16 protein-coding genes are annotated in these 12,166 nt (G+C 50.8%); all 16 read left to right on the forward strand.

Going from position 1 to position 12,166, the window contains the following annotated elements; genetic code table 11:
- Positions 1 to 51 precede the first annotated feature (51 nt).
- Complete coding sequence (locus tag PHI12_11580) at positions 52 to 366, forward strand: hypothetical protein (protein ID MDD5511430.1); 315 nt, start codon at positions 52 to 54, stop codon at positions 364 to 366.
- Entirely contained in the window at positions 335 to 712 is a 378-nt protein-coding gene (locus PHI12_11585) for a KH domain-containing protein (GenBank protein ID MDD5511431.1), read from the forward strand. Before PHI12_11580 ends, PHI12_11585 begins: the two co-directional genes overlap by 32 nt.
- On the forward strand, positions 709 to 1,176 hold the full coding sequence (locus tag PHI12_11590) for a hypothetical protein (protein ID MDD5511432.1): 468 nt from the start codon (positions 709 to 711) through the stop codon (positions 1,174 to 1,176). The genes PHI12_11585 and PHI12_11590 overlap by 4 nt, the downstream gene beginning before the upstream one ends.
- A complete protein-coding gene (locus tag PHI12_11595) occupies positions 1,131 to 1,424 on the forward strand; it encodes a hypothetical protein (GenBank protein ID MDD5511433.1) in 294 nt (97 codons plus the stop codon). The genes PHI12_11590 and PHI12_11595 overlap by 46 nt, the downstream gene beginning before the upstream one ends.
- A complete protein-coding gene (locus PHI12_11600) occupies positions 1,387 to 2,073 on the forward strand; it encodes a hypothetical protein (protein ID MDD5511434.1) in 687 nt (228 codons plus the stop codon). The genes PHI12_11595 and PHI12_11600 overlap by 38 nt, the downstream gene beginning before the upstream one ends.
- Positions 2,066 to 2,716, forward strand: coding sequence for an ATP-binding protein (locus tag PHI12_11605; GenBank protein MDD5511435.1), 651 nt, complete (start codon positions 2,066 to 2,068; stop codon positions 2,714 to 2,716). Before PHI12_11600 ends, PHI12_11605 begins: the two co-directional genes overlap by 8 nt.
- Before the next feature lie 7 nt (positions 2,717 to 2,723).
- Positions 2,724 to 4,055 (forward strand): DnaB-like helicase N-terminal domain-containing protein, encoded by a 1,332-nt coding sequence (locus PHI12_11610; protein ID MDD5511436.1) that lies wholly within the window; start codon positions 2,724 to 2,726, stop codon positions 4,053 to 4,055.
- A gap of 46 nt (positions 4,056 to 4,101) precedes the next feature.
- Positions 4,102 to 4,497, forward strand: a complete 396-nt coding sequence (locus PHI12_11615) for a hypothetical protein (GenBank protein MDD5511437.1) — start codon at positions 4,102 to 4,104, stop codon at positions 4,495 to 4,497.
- 58 nt (positions 4,498 to 4,555) lie between these two features.
- A complete protein-coding gene (locus PHI12_11620; protein MDD5511438.1) occupies positions 4,556 to 5,542 on the forward strand; it encodes a hypothetical protein in 987 nt (328 codons plus the stop codon).
- Between the two features lie 7 nt (positions 5,543 to 5,549).
- Positions 5,550 to 8,123: a DEAD/DEAH box helicase family protein gene (locus PHI12_11625; protein ID MDD5511439.1), complete on the forward strand. Its 2,574-nt coding sequence runs from the start codon at positions 5,550 to 5,552 to the stop codon at positions 8,121 to 8,123.
- Between the two features lies 1 nt (position 8,124).
- Positions 8,125 to 8,625, forward strand: coding sequence for a hypothetical protein (locus PHI12_11630; protein ID MDD5511440.1), 501 nt, complete (start codon positions 8,125 to 8,127; stop codon positions 8,623 to 8,625).
- Between the two features lie 44 nt (positions 8,626 to 8,669).
- Positions 8,670 to 9,257 (forward strand): hypothetical protein, encoded by a 588-nt coding sequence (locus PHI12_11635; protein MDD5511441.1) that lies wholly within the window; start codon positions 8,670 to 8,672, stop codon positions 9,255 to 9,257.
- 119 nt (positions 9,258 to 9,376) lie between these two features.
- The gene (locus tag PHI12_11640; protein ID MDD5511442.1) at positions 9,377 to 9,889 is read left to right on the forward strand and encodes a hypothetical protein; all 513 of its coding nucleotides are present in this window, start codon (positions 9,377 to 9,379) and stop codon (positions 9,887 to 9,889) included.
- Between the two features lies 1 nt (position 9,890).
- Positions 9,891 to 11,165: a hypothetical protein gene (locus tag PHI12_11645; protein ID MDD5511443.1), complete on the forward strand. Its 1,275-nt coding sequence runs from the start codon at positions 9,891 to 9,893 to the stop codon at positions 11,163 to 11,165.
- Entirely contained in the window at positions 11,149 to 11,526 is a 378-nt protein-coding gene (locus PHI12_11650; GenBank protein MDD5511444.1) for a hypothetical protein, read from the forward strand. Before PHI12_11645 ends, PHI12_11650 begins: the two co-directional genes overlap by 17 nt.
- A gap of 306 nt (positions 11,527 to 11,832) precedes the next feature.
- Positions 11,833 to 12,166 (forward strand): hypothetical protein (locus tag PHI12_11655; protein MDD5511445.1); only part of this gene is annotated, 334 nt, incomplete at its 3' end.

Raw genomic sequence — 12,166 nt, forward strand, 5'->3', positions numbered from 1 at the left:
ATGTTCAGCAGTTAAATTATACATATAAGAGATTCTTGTTGGAGTTGCGACATGACAGAGATGACCGTAGCTGAGATTTTACATGATTTCAAAAGCATCAAGTTGCCGCCTACAAAACGCCAGTTCATTAACAAGGCAAGGGATCTGTTTCAGGATGCGGGCGATTTGCCTTTTACCATGAAGAAACAGCTTTGGAATATGGTTCGTTGTTACCGGGTCCAAATGGATGAGCTTCATGAGTCTCGAGCGCGGGCGCGACGAACCAATTGGCGGATACGGGAAGGCTTGACAAAAGAGCGGGAACGTTTGTTGGTTGAAGAGCGCCGGAGAACGGTTGAAGCAAAGAAAGCTGACTTGGGTATATGAAATGAATGAAGTAGCGAATGATACCAGGGGGCGAGTGAGCGAGGATGTAACGGCTGCGATTCGAGAAGTGGTTATGATTGCGCGGCATCTCGTCAACAATCCAGAGGAAGTACAGGTGGACATCGAGTGCAAAGGCTATACGGTGCTTGTTGCCTTGCGAACGAACAAGCGGGATGTGGGACAAGTCATCGGACGCAATGCTCACTTAATGAATTCTATCCGATCCTTTTTGGCTGCCATCGGGGGGAAAAACAACGTTCAGATCGTGTTAGACTATGTGACCGAAGAGGATAACCGGCGCGAAAAAACGTACGGAATGGATCGCCGCTCTAACATCAATCGTTGACAAAGCAGAAAAAAGGTAGTACGTTTGTAGACGTGATCGGGTGTACAGACATCGAGCCTGTAGGCAACGAAATCTTTGACATTGAGGACGTGATCCTGATGGACCTTGGGCTATTGATAGCTAAAGCTAAGTCCGTGTTCGGAACCAGGCGTTCGGTCCTGGACCAGGATACCGGCATACGGATTGAAGCGCCGGAAGAAGATCCTACGGTTTCGTTTGGTGATAGGCTTGCTTTGATTATAGAGGAGGCTCGGCTTGTTGTGGCTTCGGTGCCGGATGCCAACTATGGTGTGATAGCAAGTCGAATGTTTGCGCTCGATGGGTGGACGTGGAACGAGCATGTTTTCCGTTCACCTATTTGGATGAACGACTACCGCGAGCTTCCTATCAATGAGGCGCGGGAGATAGAGGGAATGGAATGGATAACAACAGGTTCTTCATCGGAGATACAGTTCGTACAGTAGCCGGTATGGGTACAGTGCGGAATGTTACCACATGGAGGGACCGGATTATCGACATGAGCGATGCGGAAGCTACCGAGTTTTGTGCTCAATGTAAGGCCCAAGTCGGAATCGATTTCCGGGACAAGTGGGTCGAGCTGTTGGTTGCTGTCGGCGGGCGCTTGATAACAGTGCAAGCCGGGAAGGTTGAATTGCTGAAGGGGCGATACCACCATGACGACGAAGAAAGAAGCTTGGCGTTCGCGACTTGAGGCCATTGTCCAGCGGCAGGTAGAGAAGACCGTGCAAGCTGCAGCCGAGGTTGCGTCGAAGCGGTCTAAACGAAAAGCGGTTAAAGCGGAAGTGTTAAAGGCCCATCCTGAGTTCGAGGAGCCTAATGCGACAACTTATCGTCAGGTCTTGATGACCGAAAAGAACATCGGAGCGCGAGCCAAGCCGAAGCGGCGATCCGACGGGACGCCAAATTGGTTTTTTGTCCAAGAATGGTTCATTGACGGTATCTATCGCAATAATCGGAAGTGGTTTGTGGTGGAGCCCGGGAAAGACTGGAATGCCACAAGCCAGACGTTGTGGGTTTGGGCGGAGAAGAACTGTGCGGAGCGATTGCTCGCACATTACGGTGAAGAAATTGTAAAAAAGACGGTCGCGTGGTTTTGCGACAATTGGCAGGGGATTATTGACCAAAGCCATGGGAGGCTTGGTGGTGCCCCGAATATTAAAATGTTGTGGGCGATGCGCGACAAGTATTTTGTGGAAGCTTCGGAGGGCAAGGTTTACGAGCGGGCAAAGAGCATAAAGGATGCCAAGGCTGAGCGGCGGAAAAAGAAAAAACACATGGTAGGCGAACATGATCCAGATGCAGAAGCAAAGATGCCATTGGTCGGGTGGGGTGATGTTTAGCGAAGCTCCATACCGGCGAGAGCTGACAACCGAAGATTTAGAGCGGATGAACATTCCGAAGCGGTATTGGTTTGCCAAATTTGACCAGATCACGAGCCGTGGTAGCTCCAAAAACTCAGACGATAGCCTACAGGCTATGGTGAGAAAATACATTGATCATCTTGACCAAGCGATGATTGAGGGGGCGGGTCTGATAGTCTACGGGATCAACGGCACAGGGAAAACGTGTGCGTCTGTTGTTATCGCCAAGGAGTTTAGGCGGCGAGGACACACGGTTCTTTTTGTTGAGGCCGCCGATCTGAAGCGGATGGTTGTTGATAAGGATTATTTCGACGAGGACGAGACGTACTGGGATCGTGCACGTACTGTCGATGTTTTGATTTTGGATGACTTTGGCAAGGGCATAGTCGATTCCACCGGATTTGGTGCTGCGCTTTTCGACGAGCTTATCCGAGCGCGGAGTGCGCGTAAGCTGGTCACGATTATTACTGCCAATCCTCCGGTGTCGAAATGGGTGGAAGAGCTTGACGTGAAGGAATCCACGATTCACGCTTTGAAGGAGTGCACGATACCTGTTAGGGCAATAGGGAAGAATCAGCGCGAGGCCGAAGCTGTGAAGTTAAAAGAGTTGCTGGCGAATTGAGGATCTAATGGTGACAGATAGGGGTCGGGTTCCACCGTATGACATGGATGCGGAGGATGCAGTCCTTGGCGCAATTTTGCTGAATAACTCCTGCTTGCAAGAAGCAAGATCTATTATTGATTCAGACGATTTTTACGCCAGATCCAATCGAATGATATTTGATGCAATGAAAGACCTGGCTGAGGAGGGCATCCCGATAGATGCCGTGACGCTGGGCGGTAAATTGATTGCCAGGGGGGAGCTTGACGCTGCTGGAGGTGCTATTCGGTTTTCTAAATTTGCGGACACTGTTGTTACTTCGGCGAATATTTCTTATTACGCCTCGATTGTTCATCGCACTTACGTGCTGCGTAAGGTGATTGCTTGTGCACAGGATGTGGTTGCCAACGGATACGAGGGTAAAGATCCCGGTGTTTTATCCGCAAGCATGGAGCGGTTGATTGAATCAGCGGCAGAGCTTGAGAGAAAGCATATGCCAGCAACGATGTTTAGCCTTGGTGACGAGGTGCTTGAGTGGTACAGACAAGTTGCTAATGGATACCGGGGAATAGAAATGCCGTGGCCGTCACTGGATATAATGACGGCTGGTCTATGGCCCCGGACTCTTACTATGTTTGTTGCGAGACCTGGGTCTGGTAAAAGCTTTATTGCTGTGATTTGCGCTCGTCATGCGTGGATGAAGGGTAAAAAGGTTTTGGTTATTTCACCCGAAATGGACAAGCTGTCCATGGCCGAGCGATTTTTTGTTGTGCATTCGTCTGTTAGCTATCAGCAGGTCGTCGCCGGGGAATTGCCGAGTGCGATTGAGGCAAAGTACAGTGAGACAATCAACAGCCTGAAGATGCAAGATGGACTCTACATAATGGATTCCGAGGACGACATTACTCCACGGGGGATTGACGCGGCGATACGGGCGTGCAAGCCCGATTTGGTTGCTTGCGATTCGATGTACGACCTCAAGATCAAGGGCGAGCGCAAGGATAAGTTGCTGGCTGCTTTGGAGTGGATCAAGCAGAATAGCAAGAAGCATCGGTACGCGGCGGTAGGGTTTGCTCAGCAGAACAGGGTAGCTGAGCTGTCTGAAAAGAAAGGCGGGGGTGCTCGACTGGGGACGATTGCGCTGGCCGACGAAATTGGGCAGGACGCTCAAACGGTTATTGCTCTTGAGCAAAGCAAGGATGATCGTGCCGATAAAGTCATGAAGTTTCGTCCGCTGAAAATACGACGAGGTTATACAAAGAAGACGCTGATAAAGGCGCATTGGGATTTTGATGCGATGCGGTTCGACGAGATCGAAGAAGCAGGAACAGGGGAATCCTACGACGATATACCGTTTTAGTTGACAAAGCGGCGATAGTGTTGTAAGTTTTATCAAGAGGAGCTGAGTGATGCAAGTTGAAGAGCTGGAATCGGTGGAGTTGGCGTACACACTGGGGCAACAGCACGTATCTCAAGTCAAAGACATCGATAAAATTGATAAAATCATAGTGGAGCTGAAGACCAGGGCCGATCTTCTTCTAGACGATGAGATGGGGAATGGCTGGCGTGTTCTAGATGAAGGTGGGATGCCCATGGTGTCTCAGCTTCTAAAACACTGGGTTTGGGGCAACAAGGGGCTGGCGTGGTCGTACTGGATGGGGATGGGGCAGCCCTACGGTGCAAAAATGGTTTGCCTGTCGAATCCTCGGGAAGAAAACCGAAGGATCTCGGAACAACCGATTACGTTTGACGATGTAGATGTGGTCCAAACGGGGCCACGTTTGAGATTAGTGCAAAGGTAGCGCACTCAAGTGCGCGTGCTTTACAAGACAGTGAACGAGATTCACAAGGAGAAAAACGATGGGAATCGGAAGTTATTCGCAAGGCTGGGATGGTCTCGACGACTACGATGACGGCGGGAATGGCGGGGGCGGAAACAGTGGCGGCGGGATGTCTGACAATGAGCGCCTGTACAAATACCGGTTTTCGGTGCCGGAGCCGAGTGGCGGCAAAAAGCCCAACTTGGTGCCTGGAAAGCCAGCCGTAAAACGGGTGCTGTTCCTGTCCGGGTTGCCGTTCAGGATCTTTGAGCACGGTCTTTTTCAGATACGCGATGCCTACAATGTGCTAGGGTCATTCACGGCTATTTGTCTCGGTAAGAACGGCCTGTTGACTGGAGAGTTAGAAGGCAAACAGTGTCCGATGTGTGCCAAGAACGGCGGGGGTAACTATCCATACCATATCGGATTCTTCCCGGTCATCGACATGGGGCAGGTCGAGTTTAAGAATGGCAAGATGAATTTGCACCACGAGACGTTTGAGACCTCGAGTGGAAGAGTGTACGAACGTGCTTTTCAGCGGGTTTTGCTTGGTGCTAAACGCGGATCACGGGACAAGCCCGGTATTTTGCAGTTGCTTTTCGGAAAGCAGGAGGAGCTGAAGGCGGAACACGGTATCCCCGACTTGACAGGCACCGTGTGGCACACGAGGCGTAGCGGCCAGAAGGAGGCGGCCGTCGGCGGTGATTGGGAGTATCGGGAGCGGGTACTTCCCGAGGATTTCGAGCAGCACCTCGTTGGGCACGGGGCCGATCCGACCAAATTGCAGTTGGACATTCCAGATTTCACGAATGCCAGCGGGACCGGTGTTTTCGACATCAATCCAGTGGTGTACTATCACAAGCTCTCACAGCTTGTAGGGTGGGAAAGCGGAGGCCCCAGGTCGAGCGAAAGTGGCGGTGCTGCACGCGGAAAGGCGAGAGTAGCGGGTGCGGGGTGGGGTGATGATGCGCCGCCGCCCACGGACCGTGATGCGCCGCCTATGACGGACGACGATATTCCATTCTGAGGTGAAGATGCACGTATTGGTAAGCGGACTAGTTTGGATTCCCCTCGACGAGCTTGAAATTCATCAACTTGACAATATCAAGAAGCGGCTGACTGTTTATCCGAAGAAGACGACGGACATCATGTCCAAGGCCGACCCGCCGCCTATATTCATGTTCGAGGAGACGGATACGCACATTGGTGTGCCTCGCAACTGGTATCGCAAGAACATGACAAAGCCGCACGATGAAACCTTGCAGATATCGTATGGTGCGCCGATGCAGAAGTTGTCTACTCGGTACAGGGCCGAGGGTCACTTTGCCGAGCAAGAAGACGCCATGCGTGTTTACCACGCTAAAATGGAAGGGCTAAAATGGGGTGGCTTCCTTTTGAAAGCAAGTTGCGGGTTTGGTAAGTCGCCAGTGGCATTAGAGATTGCCCGTAGGATTGGTCGTAGGACGCTCATTATGGTTCACAAAGAATTTTTTCTTGATCAGTGGAGGAAGCGTATTGAGTATTTTATGCCGGATGCTCGAATTGGGATCATTCGTCAATCCAAATGCGAATATGAAGACAAGGATTTCGTTATAGGGATGATTCAATCGCTGGCACGAGACGGCGGCGAAAAATATCCGGATGAGTTGTACACATCTTCATTTGGAACTGTAATCAGTGATGAATGTTTTATTGGGAGTACGAAGGTTGTCCTTAGTGATGGAGTAAAGAAGATAAAGGATGTCAAAATTGGGGATACTGTTTTAAACGCACTTGGTGAAGGTTTTGTAGAAAAAACAACTAAGAGGTACGCTTATATTAAGGATATGCGACTTATCCGGTTGAGTGACGGAATAGAGTATATCTGTACGGCTGATCATCCATGGATGACAGAGGATGGATGGGTAAAAGCCGAGAATCTTGACGGGCATAATACATTGACGTGTGCTGATAGCATTGGTATCATGCTAAGACATGGCACATCATACACCAAATACATGTCAGATCTGTGGAAAGCCAAATTCGGTAAGGAGGGATCGGAAATACTGCTCTCGATTATGCACGGGGATATCGAAGCGACGGGAGAGGCATCAGTGCGAAATATGCGGAGAGCCCGTGAAGAAGAACAGGAATCGTTTTTGTTCGATATCTTGTCGAGAGAAGTGGATGAGGGAGCATATCAGCGACATGTCGGAGATTCGCTCGAATGCGGTGAAAAAGTGGCATCGGGAAAATCCTCAGATTCGAGAAGCGGCGTCTCAGCGGATGAAGTCATTGAATCCGATGTTATCGGAGGCAGTGAGGGAAAAGGTATCCAGTCGACTGAGGGAGATCGGACACAAGCCGAAGATACAAGGCGGAAACGGAAGAGGGATGACTGTCCCTCAGAAAATCCTCTTGGATTCCCTTGGGGATGGATGGCAGCAGGAGTACATAGTAAGAACAGGGGCAAAGAGAACGAACGAGAAAAGGCTTCCGAGTCACTACAAAGTGGACATCGCAAACAAGGAGAAAATGATTGCGATAGAAATAGATGGGGCATCTCATGGCAGCAAAGTTGCTCACGTTCGGGATGCGAAGAAGGATTCCCTTTTGAGAGAAAAAGGGTGGTTAGTGTATCGATTCCAAAACTGTCAGATTTTGAACGACTTGGATCACGTATTGAAGGTGATAGGGTAGAGGTTTTTAATCTTAAAGTATCCGGGCATCCTTCTTATCAGATAGCGGGTGCGGCTATTGTTCATAATTGCCATCGTACAGCAGCGCCGTCGTGGAATTCAGTTATTTGTCGATTTAATGCCGCTTGGAGGATCGGTCTGACTGCAACGCCTCGAAGGAAGGACGGGGCTCAGGATGTATTTTTCAACCACATAAGCGATATATCCTTTGAGGCCACGACAGAAGCGCAGATTCCGAAGCTGCGAATACTGTACGCGAATACTCAAATGAAGCCGATTGTCAGGGGGCGTTATAGGGTGGACGTTGGTGACTTGAATAGCGCCCAGATTCTCACGCAGCTTGGCGAGGATGATTTTCGGTCGAAGGACATTGTGGACCAAGTTGTTTCGGCGGTTTGTGCTGGACGGAAAGTCATGGTGGTGAGCGAGCGAATACAGCATTTGAAGAAGATGAGCGATATGCTCGCGGAGTCACTGTTCAACTTGGATTTACCGTTCGTGCCTCGAATTGACTTCTATACAGGGGAGTGGTTTACAGGCGAGGTTTGGGATTCGACGACCAAGAGCCATCGGAAGGGCGAGCCGAAGATGGCAAAGCGGAAGAGGGAGGATCTCGAGCGTGCGGAGTCTGCGAATGTTCTTTTTTGTACGAAGCAGATTATCGAGGAGGGGTTCGACCTGGAGGCGCTGGATGTCTTGGTGCTTGCTACGCCAGTGAGTGATGTCGAGCAGACGGTTGGGCGTGTGCGTCGTTGGTGCGTTGCGGAGCCTACGAAGTGCCAGCGGCTGTGTCCTTGGCGTGCGGGTATATGCAAAGAGAAACCTCATCCGATAGTTTTGGATGTTGTCGATGAAGAGGTCAGACAGCTTGTGCCCAAGTGGTATAACCGGCAACGGTTCTATCGGCGCATTGGAATTGCGGAGAAGTGATATGGTGGAGAAAGATAGAAGCGAATATCTGAAAAACTACTATGCCGAGCGTAGGGACGAGTTGTCCGAGAAAAGGAAAGCCAAATACAGGTCTGACCCTGCGGCCAGGGCTCGGGCTATCGAGGCGTCGAGGCGATACAGGGAAGAGCAACGTCAAAAAAAGAAAGCCATGATTGAGCGCGGGGAAATCGAAGTCCCTCATCGTGGTCCTCGTGCGCCAGTGATGGTAGAAGTGGCTGGGAAACAAGTGGAGGCGTTCACTATCACCACGTTTGCGGAGCGGATCGGCCGGTCGGCGGAAGCGATCAATCACTGGATAAACGTAGGGATCATTCCGAAAACACCGTTCAGGTCAGACCGGGGGGACAGGTTGTATACGGATGCCATGATGCTGGCTGTAAAGCTTGTGATCCAGAGGCACGGGCTTGTGAGTAGACGTTCAAGTGCCGGTGAAGAGATCCGCGAAAAATGGAAAGAGATTGGCGTTGAAATAGATGGTTGACAAAACAGTTTTTCCTGATTAAAGTTAGTGCTGAAAGTTGATTGTTGAAAACTGCTAGGAGGCAAAAGATGAAAAAAGTTGAAGGCAATGTCACGGAGTCCCGTGTCGTTAATGATCGGGGACAACCCGTGGAGCACGAAACGACCCAGGGTGGGTCTGGAAAGTTCGCGATGCACAGCGATGGCTCCGAGATGGAGCGGGTGGGGTTTCAGAGCGGACGCACAATCGAACTGCGGCGGTTCGAGTTCGCACGGGTCAAGCTGGGGATTTCCGTGTCCTATCAGGGCGTGCAACGAGATAGCGTGCTGGCTGCGTGCGAGAATTTCATTCTCGAAATGGTCAAGAGGGAAGAGGCAGCGGTCGGTAAGTCCAAATACGTGCCGGATGTGCCAGCCGATGTCATCGGCTTACTGGACAACTGCGTCCGCCGTACAATCAGTCTCAGCTACGGCCTGACCCTGAAGGCGGCCAAAGACTATGAGTCGCATCAGGTGGACGTGATCGAGGAGCTTCCCATTTCGGACGGTGCTTCAATTGTGGAGGCATTCGAGGCACTGTCGGAAGAACTGGCGGAAAAAACGAACGAGCAGTATTTGCGAATAAGATCCATCGGCAAGTCCGTGGGTCTTTAGACGCGACTGGATTGACCTCCACCCAGGTCGTAGCCGGTTTTGTCATTTTCCCCGGCTTACCGGAGGGGAGCCCTCGCCATGCCGGGCGTCGAAGTTGGCGGGGAATTTTGGAGGATCACATGGGAGAACCACGTTACGAAATTCACACTGGCAAATTTGGCCAGTATTTCTACGATTCCAAGGAAGATAGCGATATGCCACTGGCCAAAGTGCTTGATTTGTTAAACGAGCATGAAGAGCACGATTCGCCTTCTGGCCTGGTTCACAAGGCTGCCTATGAACAGATTGAAGTTGATTTGCATTGTGCACGAGACGAGTTTGCTCGGGTCAACAAGGCGAATCACGCTGAGATTGTGCGGCTCAAAACCGAGCTGGCAGAGATGACGTTTGAACGTAATGCCTTGGCTGCCGATATTGAGGCAGAGCGGGCTGGCAATCTTAAGTTACGCAAGGAGTTCGGTGCTCGCAAGGATGAGACAATGGCACAGTTCGTTGAGCGTATGGCGAAACTGCAAGTGCGATGCGATTACTTAGTCAATAAACTTCAGCGTATTTATGTAATGCTTCCGCCAAGCGGGACGTTAGTCGACAACATCAAAGCAGTGGTATTCGAGCAGCTTCCAAAGGAATAAAATGGCATTTACAAGGCTCAAGGATCTGAAAGTAGCGATCAACAAAGCGCATGGTGCGGGTACGATAGATATTGCCAAGGCTTCCGTTCAGGATTTGAAGCGTATTTCTGTCGGCAGTCTGTCGTGGGACCGGGCGCTTGGAGGGGGGATACCAGCGGGCCGTGTGACGATATTTCGGGGTAACGAATCCTCGGGGAAAACAGTAACGGCCTACAAGACAATAGCAAATGCTCAGAGGTTGTGCGCCAACTGTTTTCGACCGGTTTTTGATATGGAGTTTGAGTACGTAGGCGAGGACAAGATTGCCAGGGCCACATGTGATTGCTACGCCAAGGGCCTGTATAGGCCAGCGAGATTGAGAAAAACGCTGGAAGACGGCAAGGTCTACATAGAGAAGGATTCCGAATATAAGGAGCGGTTAAAGGGACTGGAAGAGAATTCGTTTAGCGAATTCCGGGTTGCGCTGGTAGACATCGAACGAGCACTAGAGCCTTCATGGGCTGAAAAACTAGGTATGGATCTTGAGCGGCTGCTGTACGTGCGGCCGGAGACCATGGAAGAGGCGATTGATATTTACGACGCGATATTCAGAACCGGCGAGCTGGATCTTATCGTTCTTGATTCGATTGCTTCGATGACGCCTCGAACAGAGGTCGTAAAGAGCGCAGAGGAGTGGCAGCAAGGGCTTGCTGCTCGCCTCATGGGCAAGATGGCCAGGAAGCAGGCGGCGGGGGCTACGATGGTCGCTCGGGACTATCATCGGCTTACTACGCACATATGGATAAACCAGTTGCGCGAGAAGATCGGTGTTGTGTTTGGCGATAACCGAGTAATGTCCGCCGGGAATGCTCAGAAGTTCACTGCGAGCGTGATCGTGGATATTTGGGCCTCGGATTGGGAGAAAGAAACTCGCGATACGGATATGATAAAGGATTTTCAGACGACGATAGGGAAGAGCGTATTGATTACCTGCAAAACGCTCAAGAACCATACCGCACCGCCACAACAGACGGGGAGCTATACGTTGATTGTGTCTGGCGATGACGCCGGTAAAATAGACGAGGAAAAGTATTTTTTGGCCCAAGCGGAGAAGTATGGGCTTTTTCGCTCTACCGGGGAAGGGAATAAGAAGCGTTGGTATGTCGGCAAAAATGAGGAGTTCAAGACGAAGGCCGAGGCAATCGCGAGAATGGCGGAACCCCAGACGTATCAGGTGATGCGGGATATACTGCTGAAGTACATGACTGGACAGGTCGTGGATGCCAGGAAGGCATAATCCGGAAAGGTATAGCGACGGTACGGGGAGACCGCCGCGTGAACAAGAGGACCGTATCGCGGGGAGGCTTGGTGGTGTGCGCGTGCGCGGGTCCGGTGCCAGTCAGTATTCCAAGGGCGATGTACGCAATGTCTCGGTCGACGATTTGAAGTTCTTAGTGGAGTGCAAGCAGACCCAAAAGGCTTCTATTTCTATCAAATGGTCGTGGTTGAAGAAGATCATGGCAGAAGCCGATGCCAAGCAATGCGAACCGGCGGTCGCCATAGAGATCCAAGGTGGCGAGGATGACCCGAGAACCGATAGAGACTGGATTTTGGTTCCGGCGAGAGTATGGGAAAAGATGAGATGCCGCAATGATTAGGTGAAGCATGTATTACAAGATAATATGTCCGGTTTGTAAACGGGAAGGGCGCAAGAGCAAAGTGTACGATAAGGGGTGTTCGAGTACGATGCTCGGAAGTGAGTCGTATTGTGATGAAGAGGGGGAATTCCATAAGCACAATCCGAATAAGATCAGAACGATGTATCGGTGTGACAACGGTCATGTTTTCGAGGTGATTTTTGGTTTTAAATGCCCTTCGTGTGATTTTGGGAGCGAAGATCCGGTGTTTAACATTTTGGTTGACAAACCGGATTGAGTCGTTATGTTTTTGTGTGGAGGCTTATAATGAACCAGATTGCCAGGATCGAACGACAGGGCTGTGTCGATGTTAATTCTTATAGTGTTCTTTTTGACGCCGATGGAGTCGTTGTTTTGGAGATTGATCTTAAGAGCAAGTATGCAATTTTAGAATCGACCGGCGGAGGGTCAGCGGGGCCGTCGGTGTACATAGGCGCAACCGAGCGCACGTTGTATCTTCGGGACGGTTTTGGCTTGGAGGATACCACAGAGATCCTGTTTCCGAGGTGGGTGGGGTATTCGGTATGGGCCGCAGATGTGGCGAGGTATTCTTGTACGGTTTGCCTGGTCGACATGACGACGGTGTACGCGAAAGATAGTA

The sequence above is a fragment of the Dehalococcoidales bacterium genome (genome assembly GCA_028716225.1).
In the GTDB taxonomy this organism is placed as follows: domain Bacteria; phylum Chloroflexota; class Dehalococcoidia; order Dehalococcoidales; family UBA5760; genus UBA5760.